Source organism: Enterobacter sp. BIGb0383 (genome assembly GCF_003751845.1).
Lineage (GTDB): Bacteria > Pseudomonadota > Gammaproteobacteria > Enterobacterales > Enterobacteriaceae > BIGb0383.
Genome location: NZ_RJKQ01000005.1, coordinates 286669 through 303765 on the forward strand (window position 1 = coordinate 286669; position 17097 = coordinate 303765).

Annotated in this window: 17 protein-coding genes; 14 read left to right on the forward strand and 3 right to left on the reverse strand. The window is 59.0% G+C overall.

Translation table 11 applies throughout. The features are described from left to right. The first annotated feature begins 61 nt into the window (after positions 1-61). The 8 genes from EDF81_RS21345 (at position 62) to EDF81_RS21380 (ending at position 8752) form a co-directional block, all read left to right on the forward strand. On the forward strand, positions 62-1444 hold the full coding sequence (locus tag EDF81_RS21345) for a glycoside hydrolase family 28 protein (RefSeq protein WP_123350170.1): 1383 nt from the start codon (positions 62-64) through the stop codon (positions 1442-1444). Between the two features lie 148 nt (positions 1445-1592). Beyond that, positions 1593-2015, forward strand: a complete 423-nt coding sequence (locus EDF81_RS21350) for an Exc2 family lipoprotein (RefSeq protein ID WP_123350171.1) — start codon at positions 1593-1595, stop codon at positions 2013-2015. Positions 2016-2422: 407 nt separating this feature from the next. Beyond that, complete coding sequence (locus EDF81_RS21355) at positions 2423-3451, forward strand: phosphotransferase family protein (RefSeq protein ID WP_123350172.1); 1029 nt, start codon at positions 2423-2425, stop codon at positions 3449-3451. Further along, positions 3448-4719 carry a phosphopyruvate hydratase gene (gene eno / locus EDF81_RS21360; RefSeq protein ID WP_123350173.1) on the forward strand — a complete coding sequence of 424 codons (1272 nt, stop codon included), beginning with the start codon at positions 3448-3450 and terminating at the stop codon, positions 4717-4719. Before EDF81_RS21355 ends, eno begins: the two co-directional genes overlap by 4 nt. A 119-nt stretch (positions 4720-4838) precedes the next feature. Next, complete coding sequence (tcuC, locus tag EDF81_RS21365; RefSeq protein WP_123350174.1) at positions 4839-6149, forward strand: tricarballylate/proton symporter TcuC; 1311 nt, start codon at positions 4839-4841, stop codon at positions 6147-6149. A gap of 57 nt (positions 6150-6206) precedes the next feature. Beyond that, on the forward strand, positions 6207-7175 hold the full coding sequence (locus EDF81_RS21370) for a D-2-hydroxyacid dehydrogenase (RefSeq protein WP_123350175.1): 969 nt from the start codon (positions 6207-6209) through the stop codon (positions 7173-7175). Between the two features lie 11 nt (positions 7176-7186). Beyond that, positions 7187-7969 carry a 2-keto-4-pentenoate hydratase gene (locus EDF81_RS21375; RefSeq protein ID WP_123350176.1) on the forward strand — a complete coding sequence of 261 codons (783 nt, stop codon included), beginning with the start codon at positions 7187-7189 and terminating at the stop codon, positions 7967-7969. Between the two features lie 18 nt (positions 7970-7987). Next, positions 7988-8752, forward strand: coding sequence for an HpcH/HpaI aldolase/citrate lyase family protein (locus EDF81_RS21380; RefSeq protein WP_123350177.1), 765 nt, complete (start codon positions 7988-7990; stop codon positions 8750-8752). A gap of 73 nt (positions 8753-8825) precedes the next feature. On the opposite strand, the gene EDF81_RS21385 is transcribed toward EDF81_RS21380, so the two are convergent. Next, positions 8826-9818 (reverse strand): LacI family DNA-binding transcriptional regulator, encoded by a 993-nt coding sequence (locus EDF81_RS21385; protein WP_123350178.1) that lies wholly within the window; start codon positions 9816-9818, stop codon positions 8826-8828. A gap of 257 nt (positions 9819-10075) precedes the next feature. On the opposite strand from EDF81_RS21385, the gene EDF81_RS21390 reads away from it, so the two are divergent. Together EDF81_RS21390 and EDF81_RS21395 are read left to right on the forward strand one after the other, a co-directional pair. Continuing rightward, positions 10076-10945 carry a D-amino-acid transaminase gene (locus tag EDF81_RS21390; protein ID WP_123350179.1) on the forward strand — a complete coding sequence of 290 codons (870 nt, stop codon included), beginning with the start codon at positions 10076-10078 and terminating at the stop codon, positions 10943-10945. 133 nt (positions 10946-11078) lie between these two features. Next, a complete protein-coding gene (locus EDF81_RS21395; protein ID WP_184999553.1) occupies positions 11079-12515 on the forward strand; it encodes a GGDEF domain-containing protein in 1437 nt (478 codons plus the stop codon). A 53-nt stretch (positions 12516-12568) separates the two neighbouring features. On the opposite strand, the gene EDF81_RS21400 is transcribed toward EDF81_RS21395, so the two are convergent. After that, positions 12569-12754, reverse strand: coding sequence for a hypothetical protein (locus EDF81_RS21400; protein WP_123350181.1), 186 nt, complete (start codon positions 12752-12754; stop codon positions 12569-12571). Between the two features lie 250 nt (positions 12755-13004). Here EDF81_RS21400 and EDF81_RS21405 point away from each other — a divergent pair, with 250 nt between their 5' ends. Genes EDF81_RS21405 through EDF81_RS21420 form a run of 4 tightly spaced genes read left to right on the forward strand, consistent with a single transcriptional unit; the run spans position 13005 to position 16090 of the window. Beyond that, entirely contained in the window at positions 13005-13835 is an 831-nt protein-coding gene (locus EDF81_RS21405) for an ABC transporter substrate-binding protein (RefSeq protein WP_184999552.1), read from the forward strand. A 1-nt stretch (position 13836) separates the two neighbouring features. Next, entirely contained in the window at positions 13837-14655 is an 819-nt protein-coding gene (locus EDF81_RS21410) for an amino acid ABC transporter ATP-binding protein (protein ID WP_123350182.1), read from the forward strand. After that, entirely contained in the window at positions 14652-15401 is a 750-nt protein-coding gene (locus tag EDF81_RS21415; RefSeq protein ID WP_123350183.1) for an amino acid ABC transporter permease, read from the forward strand. Before EDF81_RS21410 ends, EDF81_RS21415 begins: the two co-directional genes overlap by 4 nt. Further along, complete coding sequence (locus tag EDF81_RS21420; RefSeq protein ID WP_123350184.1) at positions 15398-16090, forward strand: amino acid ABC transporter permease; 693 nt, start codon at positions 15398-15400, stop codon at positions 16088-16090. The genes EDF81_RS21415 and EDF81_RS21420 overlap by 4 nt, the downstream gene beginning before the upstream one ends. Here EDF81_RS21420 and EDF81_RS21425 read toward each other — a convergent pair. Continuing rightward, a complete protein-coding gene (locus EDF81_RS21425; protein ID WP_123350185.1) occupies positions 16079-16984 on the reverse strand; it encodes a LysR substrate-binding domain-containing protein in 906 nt (301 codons plus the stop codon). The genes EDF81_RS21420 and EDF81_RS21425 overlap by 12 nt on opposite strands. Between the last annotated feature and the right edge of the window lie 113 nt (positions 16985-17097).

The following is a 17097-nucleotide window of genomic DNA, read 5'->3' on the forward strand; positions in this document are numbered from 1 at the left end:
GAAAACATAAAAGAAATAATGGTGTTAATTTTTAGAAACATTATTTCAATAAGGAATAGAGATGCGAAACAGGATCGGTCTGTCTTGCGCGTTGGCGTGTCTTGCCAGCGCATTACCCTTTACCTCTGCCTCTGCTGCAAGTGATGTAAAATTTCCGGACAAAATTTGCAACGTGACGCAATATGGCGCTGAAGGCCATCGTCTGCAGATTGCCCTGAATACCGAAGCCTTTCAGAAAGCCATCGACGACTGCGCCCAGGCGGGCGGCGGTACGGTGCTGGTGCCGCGCGGTAACTACCTGACCAACCCCTTATTTTTAAAGAGTAATGTTCAGCTCAAGCTGGAGAAAGACGCCACTATCGTCGCCTCGACGGAAGTCGCCGCCTATCGGGCTAATGAGCAAACCAAATACGCAGAAGCGGAGAACGGCTGGCTGCCGTTTATCAGCATCGCCGACGCGAAAAACGTCGCCATTACCGGCGAAGGCACCATCGACGGCCAGGGCGCGGTCTGGTGGGAGCGCTGGCGTGAAAACATTCGCGCTACCGGTAAAAAAGGCAGTACCGACCGCCCGCGTCTGATTTATATCAAACGCTCCAGCAACGTCCTGGTGGACGGCGTCACCCTGACCCATTCCCCCAGCTTCCACGTAGTCATGCGCTATTCCCATGATGTGGACGTGAACGGCACGCGTATTTTATCCCCGTGGCATGCGCCAAATACCGACGCGATCGACCCAATCGATAGCCAGAATATCCGCATTACCAATAACTATATTGACTGTAATGACGATCATATCGCCATTAAAGCGGAAAAACCGGACAGCCGTTTCCCGGATGGCGTGGTCGACAATATCTATATCGCTAATAATACCCTGAAACAAGGCAGGGGTATTTCCATCGGCAGCGAAAGCGCCGGCGGCGTAAATAACGTGGTGGTCGAAAATAATACCTTCGAAGGATCGATGTACGGTCTGCGAATTAAGAGCCCACGGGGTAAAGGCGGTGAGGTGAAGAATATCGTCTACCGCGATACCAAAATGCACAATGTCGAAGTCCCGCTGGTGTTCTCCGCCTACTACAAAGCCGCGCCGATCGTGCAGGCCGAAGTGGACGAGCAGTTGAAAGCCGGTGGCTTTACCCTCGGGGAGCAGATCTATCCGCCGGACAGCGATCCGAAGCAGCCGTTCGACCAGCATAAGACGCCGCACTTCAGCAATATCACCGTGGAGAACCTGACCTCTACCGGCAACAGCAAGGCGGCGGCCTATATTATCGGCACCCCGGAAGCACCGCTGAGCGGCTTCCACTTTACCAACGTCTCCATTGAAGCCGATCGCGGGATCCGGGTACGCAACGCCGAACTGGAAACCAAAGGCCTGAAGGTGACGGTGAAAGCGGGTCCGGTCCTGCAGAAAGACGCGGGGGCGGTGATTACAGAATAATTTTTGGGCGTGCTGCACCATACGTAACCCATGCACTCGCAGTACGCCCTTTTTTCCCGCCATTTCAGGCAGTGCGTTTTTTACGCATTTATGCTACCTTCCCCGTCTAACGCACTGATGCATAAACCGTTAAATCAGGGAATATCCGATGAATGGAACTCGTCTGGCGCTGGCCGCCTCTGCATTGCTCTCCTTGTTTGTTCTCTCCGGCTGCACGCAGCCTGGCACCAGCGCGGAACGCGAATCCCGCCACTATGTCTACGCCGCTGATGACGGGTTTGACCCTAATTTCAGAACCAACAAGGCCGATACCGCCCGAATGATGGTTCCGTTCTTCGACCAGTTCTGGCAGGCGGGGAAAAAAGACCGCGACGCGGGCTTAACGGCGGAAGCTGTGCGCCAGCGTGTAGCCTCCTATACCAGCGATGAGTTCCTGGCCTCCGTACGGGGGAAAACATCGTTTGCCGGTAAGGATTACGACAACAATAAGTCGGTCTCCACGCAGGAACGTAAGGCGATGATCGCCGCAATAACGACCACCTATATGGACGGTTATCAGGGGCGAAAATAGCCCTCACTTCCCCACCCTCTTTCCGGGCTAAGCATTCTTTTCGATGCTCTCGAGGCGCTACCTTGTTAGCGCCAACATTATTAAATACGATCTAAATCACACTAATTATTCCATTTATAAAACAATGGGATAATTACTTCGCCTGCTATTTTTTTCCACCTTCCTCACAAAACAAAATTTGCCTGCGTTGACCTCAATGCACACGTGTGCATAAATTAATACGTTCCTGAAATACGGGAACGCATCAACCGCTATGCAGTGATTCAGAAAACAGCCGGTGAATCAAAACCGGCGCTTTTTCTGGCAACCAAAAGATTCAGTTTCCGGGATCGGCCTCGCAGGTCGATGGGCTTTTTACGCCCTCAGGATCCCGATTGTGACCATTAAAACGGGCAAACAGGTGAATCATGGAACAGCGTTTTATCGACCTCTCCACCGACCGGCAGGCCATACGCAGCGTACTGCAGAATATGGGTCTGCTGCAGGCTGAACAGCCGCTGCAGGTCTCCGCCCTCACCGGCGGCGTCTCGTCCAATATCCTGAAGATCGCGACCGCTGCGGGAGAGTTTTGCCTGAAGCAGGCTCTGCCCACCCTCAAGGTCGCCAAAGAGTGGCACGCCCCGCTGGAACGCGTCTTCGCCGAAATCGACTGGATGAAAACCATCGCGGCCATCCGGCCAGAGGCGGTACCGCGTATTGTCGGCGTCGATAAATCCCGGCTCTGTTTTGTGATGGACTACCTGCCCGCCGACAGCTTCCCCAACTGGAAAAACCAGCTGCTGGCGGGCGAGATTGACAGCCACTTCGCCGCACGGCTGGGCGAGCTGCTGAGCAGCATCCACAGCCACACCGCGCATAATCAGGAGCTGGCGCGCCAGTTTGCGTATGACGACCACTTTTTCTCCCTGCGTCTCGACCCCTATCTGGGCGAGATCGCCCGCCAGTATCCGCAGTATGCCGGGCGGATCCACGCCGTGCTGGAGCGCACCCGGAACACGCGTATCGCTCTGGTGCACGGCGATATCAGCCCGAAAAATATTCTGCGTGGTCCCTCGGGTCCGACGATCCTCGACGCCGAGTGCGCCTGGTACGGCGATCCGGCGTTTGATGCGGCGTTCTGCCTGAACCATTTCCTGCTCAAAGCCGCGCACGCGGAAGACCCGGAGACGCAGCAGAGGCTAATGCAGTGTTTCCGGCAGCTTGGAGAGGCCTGGCTTGGCGGCGCGAAATGGGAACCGTCTGCCGCTCTGGAGGCGCGGGTGGCGACATTGCTGCCCTGCCTGCTGCTGGCCCGTGTGGACGGTAAATCCCCGGTGGAATATCTCAGTGAGCAGGCGGCTTCCAGGGTACGACGCGCCGCCTGCCAGCTACTGGAACAGCAACCCCTTCAGCTATCACATATCCAGGCATTCTGGACTCAGGAGATCTGCGCATGAGCACTATCAAACATATCGTCGCCCGCCGGGTGTGGGATTCACGCGGCTGGCCCACCGTCGAGGCGGAGGTGCATCTCGCTAACGGTATTACCGGGCGCGGCATGGCGCCGGCAGGAGCTTCCTGCGGTACCCATGAAGCGGTGGAACTGCGCGACGGCGGCAGCGTACTGGGCGGCAAAGACGTGCAGCACGCCCTCACCCGCATTCGCCGGGAGATCTCCCCGGCACTGGCGGGGATCGCCATCCACGACCAGAGGCTTATCGACAACATTCTGATTGAGCTCGACGGGACCGGGACCTTTTCCCGCCTCGGCGGCAATGCGGCGGTGGCCTGCTCGATGGCGGCACTCAACGCCGCCGCCAGTGACGCCGGACTGCCTCTGTGGAAATACCTGGCCGGTGACAGAAAAGTGGAGATGCCGCTACCGCAGATCCAGATCTTTGGCGGCGGCGCACACGCCGGACGACGGATCGATATTCAGGATCTGATGGTGATTGCCAACGGCGCCACCTCGTTCCAGCAGGCGCTGGAGATGACTGCCGAGGTCTATCATAGCGCCGGGCGAATTATGCGCCAGCGCGGCCATCTGCACGGCGTGGCCGACGAAGGCGGATGGTGGCCAGAGTTTGCCAGCAACGAGCAGGCGCTGGATACGCTGGTCCAGGCCATCGAGGGTGCGGGCTTTACGCCGGGGCAGGATGTCTCTCTGGCGCTGGATATCGCCTCGTCTGAATTTGGTAAAAACGGCCGCTATCGGCTGGCCCTGGAGTCCACGGAGTATGACTCGGACGGGATGTGCGAGCTGCTGCTGGGCTGGCTGGATCGCTATCCGATCCTGTCGATTGAAGATCCGCTGGCGGAAGATGACGAAGCCGGGCTTATCGCCTTTACCAAAGCGGCGGGCAGCAGAGTGCAGATCGTTGGTGACGACTACTTTGTCACCAGCGCCGAACGGGTTCGCGACGGCGCGGCGAAATCCGCCTGCAATGCTGTGCTATTGAAGGCCAACCAGGCGGGCACCATCAGCCAGCTGCGCCAGGCCTATAGCGCAGCGCAAGAGGCTGGCTACGGCACGATCGTTTCCGCCCGCTCCGGCGAAACCGAAGACCACATCATCGTCCACCTTGCGCTGGGGCTCAATGCCGGACAGCTGAAGGTAGGCTCCATCACCCGCGCCGAACGCACTGCGAAATGGAACGAGGCCATCCGGCTGGAAGATTCTAACGCGCTGACGTTCTTCGGCACCCGGGCACTGGGGCGAAAATAACCAGACCCTGACACCCTGAACAGGCGTTATCTATAGGTGAAGGAGCCAACCTGACGTTTTTTAACTGTTTGTTCCGTTTAGATGAATTTCAAATCTGTACCCCTACAGGAGATTCAAGAATGGCCGAATACAGTAGCGCGGCAATCCCCGCCGCCAGACACAAAATGCAGGTCAAACCTATCGTCCAGGTTGGCGCCGGTAACGCCCTCGAAATATATGACTTTATGGTGTACGGCTATTACGCCCGCTATATTTCGCAGGCCTATTTTCCGTCGGATAACGAATATGTTTCGCTGATGCTGACGCTCATGACCTTCGCCCTCGGGTTCTTTGCCCGCCCGTTCGGGGCGATTATTTTAGGCTCTTACACCGACCGCCACGGACGACGTAAAGGGTTGATTATGGCCCTGTCACTGATGTCCATCGGCATTATGTGCGTGGCCTGCACCCCGTCCTACGCCAGCATCGGCATTGCTGCCCCCATTATCGTTATTCTCGGCAGGCTGCTACAGGGCTTCTCGGCGGGTGCTGAGCTGGGCGGCGTGGTGGTCTATCTGGCAGAGATCGCCCCGCGCAACCGCCGGGCCTTCTACACCTGCTGGCAGGCGGGTTCTCAGCAGTTTGCGGTGATGGCCGCCTCCATCGTGGGTCTGGTGCTGCTGAATACGATGTCAACGGAAGCGCTGCACGACTGGGGCTGGCGTATCCCGCTGCTGCTGGGCTGTGCGGTGATCCCGCTGATGTTCTGGCTGCGCTCGAATCTGCAGGAAACCGAAGTCTTCGCGAAGAAAAAAACCACCCCGACCATGCGGGAGATCTGCGGCAGCCTGGTCTCAGGCTGGCGGGTGATCCTCACCTGTATGGGGATGGTCGCGATGGCGACGGTGACGGCGCAAATTGTTACCACCTATGCCCCGACCTTTATTAAAAGCCTGAACCTTGGCGAACACGTCGGCTTTATTACCCTCTTCTTTGTCGGCCTGTCGATCCTCTTCTGGCTGCCGATTACGGCGATGATTGCCGACCGGGTCAACCGCCGCACCATGCTGATTGTTGTCACCCTGGCGGCGGCGATCACCGCCTGGCCGATGCTCTCCTGGCTCGCCGCCGAGCCAACGGTCACTAAGTTTGTGGTCTTTGAGCTGTGGTTCTCCTTTATCTACGCCAGTTATAGCTCGGTTCAGGTGGCGGCAATGGTGGAACTGGTGCCGGCTCATGCGCGCACCGCAGGCTACTCCTTTGCCCAGGCCGTGGCCGCCGCCGTGCTGGGTGGACTGACGCCGGCAATCTGTACCTGGCTGAACCACACCTTTGACAGCAACGCCATGGTCGGCGTCTGGCTTGGACTGAATGCGCTCCTGAGCCTGGCCGCTGTCTGGACCCTGGATCATAAACAAACGGCAATTAATCAGCAGGTCGAACTGCATTAAAGCGCTTAACACACGGCAGCGCCCAATGGCGCTGCCCTTTACCGTACGGGAAGGCTTATGAAACTTGTGGTACTGGATGGGGGCGTACTGAACCCCGGCGATCTGTCATGGGATGCACTGGAAAAAATCGGCGCGCTGAAAGTGTATGACAACACCGCCCCGGAGCAGGTGGTGGAGCGCATCGGCGATGCGCAGGTCGTCATCGTGAATAAAGTGGCGCTGGGGGCCGACATCCTGGCGCAGTGCGCGAATCTGAAGCTGATTGCGGTCACCGCCACCGGCTATAACATCATCGACCTTGCCGCCGCCAGAGCGCGCGGCATCGCCGTCGCCAATGTGCCAACCTACGGCACCGCTACCGTGGCTCAGTTCACGACCGCCCTGCTGCTGGCGCTGTGTAACCGGGTTAGCGAGCACGCCGCCGACGTCAGCGCGGGCGGCTGGAGTGAAAAAACGGATTTCTGCTACTGGCTGCACCCGATGCTGGAGCTGGCCGGGAAAAACGTCGGCATTATCGGCTACGGCCGTATTGGTCAGGCGTTTGGCGCGGTGGCTCAGGCGCTGGGTATGCAGGTGCTGGCCTATGACGAGTATCGCGATCCGGCCCAGGAGAATCAGCGGGTGCGCTATGTTGACCTCGATACGCTCTATGCCGAAGCGGATGTGATCAGCCTCCACTGTCTGCTGACCCCGAAAACCCAGGGCATGATCAACGCCGCCGCCCTCGACAAAATGAAAAAGTCGGTGCTGCTGCTGAACGCCTCGCGGGGCGACCTGATCAACGAGGCCGACCTGGCCCAGGCGCTTAACGCCGGACGGATCGCCGGTGCGGCGGTTGATGTCCTGACTCAGGAACCGCCGCCGCGTGATAACCCGCTGCTGTCGGCAACAAACTGCCTGGTGACGCCGCATATCGCCTGGGCCTCGGTCGAGGCGCGCGGGCGCATTCTCGACACCACCGTGGATAACATTCACGCCTTCCTGGCCGGTCGCTCGCAGAACCGGGTCGACGGCCAGGGGAAATAAGGAGCCAGACGATGGAAAATGCCATTATTCACGCCGCCGGACAGCTACGCGCCGCCTGGGAAAACGGTCGCGCGGGTGAGCCGGTGCGGGATAACTTCACCGCCGACGATGCCCTGAGCGGCTATATGATCCAGGCGTACAACGACCGGATCTGGCAGGCCGAGGGACGTCGTCGGGTCGGGCGCAAGCTGGCGCTCACCAGTAAGGCGGTCCAGCAGCAGTTCGGCATGTCTCAGCCCTGCTATGGCACCCTCTATGCCGATATGGTCCAGGCCGAAGGCACGGAGATCGTCCGCCGGGCGCTCACCGAGCAGCGCGTGGAGACAGAAATTGCGGTGGTACTGAAGCGGGATCTGACCCGTGAGCGGCACACCATCATCGACATGATCAACGCCTGCGACTATCTGCTTCCGGCCTTTGAAATCGTCGACAGCCGGGTCACCGGCTGGAACGTCAAATCCTGCGATTTTATCGCCGATAACACCTCCGCCAGCCTGGTCGTGCTCGGCACCAGGCCGGTCAGGCTGACGGAGGTTGATATCACCCGCAGCCAGATGGTCACTCGCCGGGGCGATACGGTGGTGTCCGAAGGTTCCGCTTCTGCCTGTCTGGGCCACCCGCTGGCGGCGCTGCAGTGGCTGGCGGACGAGCTGGTTCGCGCCGGAAATCCACTGCGTGCGGGCGAGTTTGTGATCACCGGCGCGCTGGGTCCGGCCATTGCCGCCGCGCCCGGAGATGTTTTCACCGCCGAAATATCCGGTCTGGGCACGGTGACCACCACCTTCGCCCGCTAATCAGGAGAGGAGAAACGCATGGAACTTGAGCAGAACCACTTCAAACACGCCATTCTGCATGGCCGCACTCAGCTTGGGATCTGGACCCAGCTGGGCAGCGAAATCGCCGCCGAAATCCTCGCCGGATGCGGCTATGACTTTATCGGTCTCGACGCAGAGCACGGTCCCAGCGACTACCGGGATATCTACGCCCAGCTACAGGCCTGCGCCGCCGGTGGCCCGACGCAGCCGATGGTGCGCCTGCCCAATCAGGATATTTCGCTGATCAAACGCTATCTGGATGCCGGGGTGAATACCCTGATGGTGCCGCAGGTCGACACCGTCGAGCAGGCCCGCGCGCTGGTGTCGGCGGTACGCTATCCACCCCACGGTATTCGCGGCTACTGCGGCGCACCGAGGGCGTCAAAGTTTGGCCGGATTAAGGATTACGCCACCGCCTGCGATCGGGAAATTTGCCTGATTGTGATGCCGGAAACCACCGCCGCGCTGGAGAACCTCGACGCCATGGCGGCAATTGACGGCGTGGACGCCTTTTTTATCGGCCCCGGCGATCTGGCCGCCAGCCTGGGCTATATCGGGCAGCCGATGCACCCGGAGGTGGTAAAAACCATTGAAGAGGCCGGTCGCCGGATCCGGGCAGCCGGTAAAGCGGCAGGCATTCTCTGTACCGACGAGGCGCAAACCCGCCGCTATATCGAACTGGGATTCACCATGATTGCTATCGGCTCCGATCAGGGGCTGATGACCAAAGGCGCGGAGCAGCTGTTAGCTAAGTTTAGCTGATCCGCCTGAGTGTCCGTTGTACAACCTGCTGGTAGTTCAATTGGGATGTGTGCCCGGCACACATCCATTTTTTTTATAACGCCCTGCTGGAATCACCTTCCACCAGCTGCGGCGCGAAAATCGCGTTGCTAAGGGCATCGCTCTCATCGCCCATAATCTGACGAATGCGCTCCAGGCAGGCGTCGACGATCGCCTGCGCCGGGAGGCTTACCCGGGTTAACGTCATCTCCAGCAGCCCGCCCCAGGGCACATCCCCGTAGGCGACCAGGGAGAGATCCTCGGGAATACGGATACCCCGCGCCTTTGCCGCCAGCAGGATATCCAGGGTGTAACGCTGGCTGCCCAGCACCAGGGCACTGGGTGGTCGGGCACTGTCCATCATCTGGCTGAAAGCCTCAACGCCGAAGGCAACCTGCGGCGGGCCGGTATGAATAATCTCCCGCAGCGCCGCCTGCTGACCGGGGGCAAACTGCTGCAGAAAACCCTGAAGACGCGCTCTGCCGGTGCTCAGTTCGCCTGAGGAACCGATATAGCCGATGCGGGTGTGGCCGAGCTGCTGGAGATGCTGCACCGCCAGCTGGATACCGTTGTACTCATCGATGGCGATGCCTGGCGCCTGGATCCCGGGATGCTGGCGCAGGAGCTGCACCGCCCGGGTGCGGGTGATGAGCGCTTCGGTTTCTGCCAGCGGCCGGGCCGAAGGGGCAATAATGATGCCGTCGACGCTGGCGGCCATCATCCGCCGCAGGGCATTAAGCTCCGTTTCAGGGCGGTCGTCGGTGATCGCCAGCATCATCTGCCAGTCGCTTTCCGCCGACTCACGGGCCAGCGCATTGGTGACGGCAATAAAAAAGTCATTCTGAATATCAGGAATAATCAGCCCGAACGCGCCGCTACCGGCATTGCGCAATGCCCTGGCCGCATTATTGGGAATATAGCCATATTCCCGCGCCGCCTGCATCACGCTCTCTTTGGTGGCCTGGCTGATGGCCGGATGATTGTTTAACGCCCGTGATACTGTGGAATGTGACAGCCCCAAAATGGCTGCCAGGTTTTTTATTGTCACCGGGTCACCTTATTACGCAAACTGCCGGGCTATGGGCGAACGTCATAATGATTTCAGACAGATGCACAGACTACCATAGCGCTAGTAAGAATAAGAAAACAAAATTAGCCAGCGCCGCCGTAACGTGCAGAATAAAGCCTGTCCCGATTTAAAGGCAATAATCCCGACGACTACGGAATATATCCGGATAATTTTTCCGGTACTACGCATAATTAATTCTGGCCGTCGACGATCCCACTGCAGGTAAGGAGAGAGCAATGCCCCGCACGGTATATCTTAACGGCAACTGGCTGCCGGAAACCCAGGCTACGGTATCGGTTTTTGACCGTGGTTTTCTGTTCGCCGATGCGGTGTATGAAGTGACGGCGGTGGTTAATGGCCGACTGGTCGATTTTGCCGGGCACTACGCCCGCCTTCAGCGCTCCTGTCGGGAGCTGCAGCTAGAGCTTCCGGTCGATAAGGCAGAGCTACTAGCCCTCCACCGCAGGCTGATTGCCGACAACGCTCTGCTGGAAGGCGGCATCTATCTACAGCTAACTCGCGGCAGCAGCGGCGATCGGGATTTTAACTTCCCCTCACCCACCGTACCGCCCACCCTGCTGCTCTTTACCCAGGCCCGTGCCGTACTCAACCCACCCCAGGCAAAAAGCGGGATCCGGGTGATTACCTGCCCGGATATCCGCTGGCAGCGGCGGGATATTAAAACCGTTCAGCTGCTGGCTCCCTCGCTTGCCAAAGCCCTGGCCCACGCCCAGGGCGCGGACGATGCGCTACTGGTGGAAGATGGCTATATCACCGAAGGCAGCGCCTGCAACTGCTACCTGGTTCAGGGCGATCGTACGATTGTCACGCGCCCGCTCGGCAACACTATTTTGCCCGGCATCACCCGCCAGGCGATTCTGCGTCTGGCGCAGGCGCAGGGCCTGACGGTAGAGGAGCGTCGGTTTACTCTCGATGAGGTGCTGCAGGCCCGCGAAGTCTTTATCAGCTCCGCCACCACCTTTGTCTGGCCGGTCGTCGCCGTCGACGGACAGCCCATCGGCGACGGCACGCCGGGACCGGTGACGCAACAGGTGCGGGAGATGTATCTGGCGGCGCTGCCTGAGCTGAGCGATGAGGCGCAATAAATATCACGGAAGGAATAGAAAAAAAGTAGCTAACAGGGCATCCTAGCCTCTGGTTTACGGCGTAATGGCATACAATTCCTGCGCTTATTGGCCTGAAAAATTCGCCAGGCTCCATACCAAAAGGCCAGAGACTATGCCCGGAATCCCTTTTAATTCGTTCTTCCGCCAGAGCCTTATTCACCTCCTGCGGATGGGTATTCTCTTTTTCGCGGCCTTTTTTCTTGCGCTGACCTTCTTACAAATCCACGACGACAGCGGCCTCTCGATTTTATGGCCCGTTGCGGTATCCGGTTTCGCTCTTTGCGTTCATTTGCGCCCGCGCAGCGGGCTCACCGTGTCGATGATTGCGACCATGCTGCTGGCCTATTACGCCGGGCAAATCAGCGCCTCGCAGCTGATTTTGCCCCAGGTGCCGCTGTTCGATCGGATGCGCTACGGGCTGTGCGATACCCTGGGCGTTCTGGCAGGACTGATTGTACTGCTGAAACTGTTCCCGGCGGTGGTTAAGCGATCGCATAATCTGCTGATTATTCTGCTTTTTACCTGTGCCGCCGCAATCGCGTTTTCCGGGGCCCTGACCTACTACCTGCTGGTCGCACGCGCTGAACTGCCGGACCCGTCGGAAGCCTTTATCCTCTGGTTTAGCGAGCAGCTCGCGACCTGCACTATGCTGATCCTGCCGCTGATGTTTTACCGGCGGACCAAAAGTTTTTTGCTGAGTATCGCCCGCCGTCCCGTCGCGTCTCTGCGCCAGAGCGGTCTGCTGGTCTTCTCACTGATCACCTTTCAGGTGGGGCTGGCCTGGTTCTTTACCATCGGCGGAGTGGTGCTGACCCTGCTGCCGCTGGCCCTCTGCGCCGTGCGCTACTCTCTGACGCTGATGGCGCTGCTCTGCGCCTATACCTCGACAGTGCTGAGCGTAATTTACGTCAGCCATATTGAGCTGTATCAGGATACGATCCCTCAGGAACTACTGTTCAATCTGACCAACTCCTCGCGTATGGGTATCGCAATCCTGACCCTGACTATCGTGATGATCTCCTTCTATATCACCCAGAACCGACGTCTGGTCCGCCGTCTGAAGCATATTGCGGATATTGATAGCCTGACGGGCACCACCCTGCGCCGGGCCTTTTTATCCGCCCAGGAGCGCTATTTAAAACGGGTCGAAACGGGAACACCCTTCTCGATTATCTTTATCGATATCGACCATTTTAAGCAGATCAACGACCAGCACGGGCATCGGGTTGGCGACGACGTCCTGCAGCAGGTGGCAAAAACCCTTAGCCGCTCGGTGAAACATCATGAGCAGCTGTGCCGCTGGGGTGGAGAGGAGTTTATTCTGGCGTTCCCTCGGGTCGACGGGGCGCAAAGTTTTGAGGAAGCACAGCAGATTATGCAGCGGATCCATGAGGCGACGTACCCACTGGATCTGAATGTGACGGTGAGTATTGGTTTGTACAGTACGGTGATGGGCCCGGGCTTTAATCTGGGTGCGGTGATTAATCAGGCCGATGCGGCGCTCTATCAGGCCAAGCAAAGCGGGCGGGATCGGATCTGCATCGCGTAATACGTACCGCTTCGCACAGCTCGTTCCAGTAAGTTTCGCGCGTCAGGCGATGTTCAGCGTGTTCTTTGTTCACGGAACCACTCCGGGTCGATATTGGCCGTATCCACACCATAAAGGCTGGCAACCGGCAGAACGGATTCTAAAAGACCCCGGGTGCTGTGCTCCGGCTTACCGGTCCACAGCCGGGTCAGGCGCTGGAAAACCGTCGGGCCGTCAGATTGTCGTCTCCGATGTTTCATTTTTCACCCTCCTGTCGTTGTCTTCCCTGCAGTAAAGCCTGGTTTATTCGCCGGGTGAAATGCGAATTCCGGCGGAGTTTTGCCATTTCCCGGTAATAGCCGAATATTCCTTCTTGATAACCTGCCAATAACATAACTTTTACTAATAACCTTTCTGAGATAAATAAGAATAAATTCGTCTTTGGCGGCGGAAATTAATTGTGGGAGCGTAACAGGACAAAATAAAAAACAAGGGATATCAGAGGAATCTATGGCACAACCTATTGAGACGTATAAAAAACTGGCGCTGGCTTTAGGCCTGCTGGGATTCGGTGGCGCATTTGCAACAGTGGCGCAGGCCGATCAGCTGGCGGATATTAAGGCGGCGGGCGTGGTAAAAGTGGCCACCTTCGACGCCAACCCGCCGTTTGGTTCGGTGGACGCAAATACCCACCAAATCGTCGGCTACGATGTTGATTTCGCCAACGCCCTGGCAAAAGCGCTGGGCGTGAAGCTGGAGCTGGTTGCTACCAACCCGGCCAACCGTATTCCGCTGCTGCAGTCCGGTAAAGCCGACCTGATCGTGGCGGATATTACCATCACCCCGGAACGCGCCCAGGTGATTGATTTCTCGACGCCCTATTTTGTGACCGGCCAGCAGTTCCTGGTGCCGGCTAAATCTGGCGATAAGCTGGATGACTACGGCCGGGCGCGTATCGGCGCAGTCAAAGGCACCACGGGCGAACAGGCGCTGCATCAGCGCTTCCCGCAGGCACGCGTGCTGGCCTATGACGATATCCCGCTGGCCCTGACCGCGCTGCGCAACGGTAACGTACAGGCGATTACCCAGGACAGCACCATCCTGGCGGGTCTGCTGGCGGGCGCGCCGGATAAAGCGAATTTTAAAATCATTCCCGACCTGCTGAGTAAAGAAGAGATCGGCGTGGGCGTGAAAAAGGGTGAAACCGCGCTACTGAAGGCGGTTAACGATGAGCTGGTGAAGCTTGAACAAAACGGCCAGGCGGCGAAGATTTATGACGTCTGGTTTGGCCCGTCCACCACTACGCCGCAGCCACGCTCGTTTACCATAGAAGCAAAATAATATGCGGTTTTCCCTATTAACACGTTCCGCGGCCGGTGCCGCGGATTTTTCACGTCTGGACAGCGCCAGCGTTGAATTTCGCGACGTGGTGAAAACGTATGGCGATCGCCGGGTGCTTAACGGTATCAACCTGACCATTCAGCCCGGCGAGGTGGTGGCGATCCTCGGCCCATCCGGCTCGGGAAAATCGACGCTGATCCGCCTGATAAGCCAGCTGGAAACCCTCAGCGCCGGTGAGATTCTGATCGACGGTAAGCCCACCCGACGGCTGCAGGGCAGGCAGCTATATCAGCTGCGCAGCCACGTGGGCTTTGTCTTCCAGCAGTTTAATCTCTACGCACACCTTAACGCCCGGGACAACGTCGCCACGGCGCTGGAGTTCGTTCACGGCTGGCAGAAAGCCGCCGCCCGTGAACGGGCGCTGGCTCTGCTGACGCAGGTTGGCCTGGCAGACAAGGCAGAACACATGCCGTCGCAGCTCTCGGGCGGCCAGCAGCAGCGAGTGGCTATCGCGCGCGCCCTCGCCTCCTCGCCGGAGATTATTCTGTTCGATGAGCCAACCTCAGCCCTGGATCCGGAGATGATCGGCGAAGTGCTGGCGGTCATGAAGGCGCTGGCACACAGCGGGATCACCATGATCGTCGTCACCCATGAAATGCAGTTTGCCCGGGAGATTGCCGATCGGGTGGTGTTTATTGACGGCGGGGATATTCTCGAAGCCGCACCCGCCGCCGAGTTCTTCGCCCGGCCACAGCATCCCCGCACCCGTCGCTTTCTGCAAAAAGTGCTCGACCCGCTGCATCAGGAGTCCGCCGGGTGAACCCTGTTCTCGACTGGCAGGGCGTGTTCAGCGGACCGCCTCTGCAATGGTTGATCTCCGGCTTTCTGACCACCCTGTGGGTCAGCGTCGCCGGGATCGTGCTGGCAACCTTACTGGCCATTATGCTGCTGGGGCTCAGGCTGGCGGGCGGACGCCCCGGACGGGCGCTGGTCGCCTGCTGGGTGTCACTGTTCCGCAATACGCCCCTGCTGGTTCAGCTCCTGTTCTGGTACTTCGCGGCCTGGAACCTTCTGCCGCTGACGGTAAAGGATTTTGTTAACGACGAGCACGGCTGGTCGATTCTGCCGGGCAACGTCTGGTGGCTGACGCCGGAGTTTCTCTGCGCCATGTGGGGACTGGGGGTGTTTACCTCCGCCTTCCTGATTGAGGAGATCGCCTCCGGCCTGCGTGCCATTCCCGACGGCCAGCGCGAAGCGGCCCTCACTCAGGGCTTTTCAACCCTGGGGCTGTTTCGCCATATTCTGCTGCCTCAGGGGCTGGCAAACGCCTGGCAGCCGATTGTCGGCCAGTATCTGAACCTGATGAAGCTCTCATCCTTAGCCAGCGGGATTGGCTTTGCCGAGCTGACCTATCAGGTGCGACAGGTCGAGAGCTATAACGCCCACGCGCTGGAAGCCTTTGCCGTGGGAACCCTGCTCTATTTATTGACCGGTGTGATTTTTGGCGTACTGCTGACCCGGCTGACACCGTTTACCGGCTCCCGGCCTGAGGTACGAAGAACATGATCGCCAACCTGAATGTGATTAGCGATAACCTTGACTATCTGCTGTGGGGACGGCTGCCGGAAGGCCAGCCCGGCGGCGTGGTGCTGACCCTGCTGATGGCGATCGGCGCCGCCGCGCTGGCCCTGCCGGGCGGGATCCTGCTGGCCTGTCTGGCCTGGCGTTTCGGCGGGCTGGTGCGCCGGGTGCTGTTTCTGTGGGCGGAGATCATTCGCGGTATCCCGCTGATCTTTGTGATTTTCTGGCTCTGGTATCTGCTGCCGATGCTCACCGGAAGCGATCTGCCCGGTGCCATGACGGTGACCCTGGCACTGGCCTGGTTTACCGCCGCCTCGGTGATGCATTCGGTCCTGGCCGGGCTATATGCCCTGCCCTCAGGCCAGCGTGAAGCGGCGCTGACCCAGGGCTTCAGCAGCGGGAAAACCCTTCGGCTGATCCTGCTGCCCCAGGCGCTGCCCAACGTTCTGCCCTCGCTGGTGGGCATTTTTATCGGCCTGCTGAAAGATACTTCGCTGGCCTTTATCGTTAACGTGCCGGAGCTGACCACGGTCGCAGGCCAGGTTAACAGCCGGGTGCAGATCTACCCGGTAGCGATCTTTGTCTTTACCGGCGCGGTCTATTATCTGCTGTGCTGCGGCTTAAGCCTGCTGGCGCGGCGCTGGCTACCCAACAAACGGGTTTCACTCCAGTAGCTGGATCCCCTCCGGTATGTCGCCGGGGAGATGCTGCAGCATAAAGTCGAGCAACTGGCGGACCGTGGCCTGCTGTACCGCCTGTTTCGGCCAGATCAGGTAGTAGCCGTCGCCGGTGGCAACCGCCTGCGAAAACGGCAGTGCCAGCAGGCCGTCGCGCACGGCATCGAGGCTGAGGAGCAGATCCCCGACCGAGACGCCGTGGCCGCTGATGGCTGCCATATTGCCCTGCTCCAGCGTCTCGAATACCTTCCCTCCGGTTATCTGCAGCCCAGGACAGGCGGTCGTTTTTTTCAGCCAGCGCCGCCAGTCGCGCCGGTCGGCAGACGGGTGGATCAGTTCGCAGCGGGAGAGATCGCCTGCCGCCTGCCCGGCCATCGCGGGCGCACACACCGGGATCAGCCACTCCCTGAACAGCAGGGCGCTGTCGGTATCCGGTCCAAACTGCCCGTTACCGAGCAGGACCGCGCAATCATACGGCTCGCGGGCAAAATCGACGCTGTCCATGTCCATCCAGACGCTGGTCATATCGACCACCGACCGGGCCTGCCGTTGATGAAACGCCTGCAGCACATTAAGCAGCCAGCGCATGGTCAGGGTTGAGGGCGCTTTCAACCGCAGCCTGCCGGCGCGATGGCGAAAGGCCTGACAGGCCCGCTCAATTGACTGAAACCCCACGGCCAGCTCGTTCGCCAGCAGCCGCCCGGCTCCGGTGACCTCTACCTTTGGACCGTGGCGAATAAACAGCTGGCAGTCAAACCAGGATTCCAGAGTGCTGATATGTCGGCTGACGGCGCCGGGTGTAACGTGCAGCTCTGCGGCGGCCAGGCTGAATGACCCCAGCCGCGCGGCGGATTCAAAGGCGCGCAGGGCGTAGAGAGGAGGAAGGGACATATTTCACCGGGATAAGAGTGAGTTTTACTCACAGTTAATCGCACTATTATCCGTTTTTCAATCCTTTTACTAAGCATGACAATACGAACTCTTCGCTATCAAAGAGTGAGTAA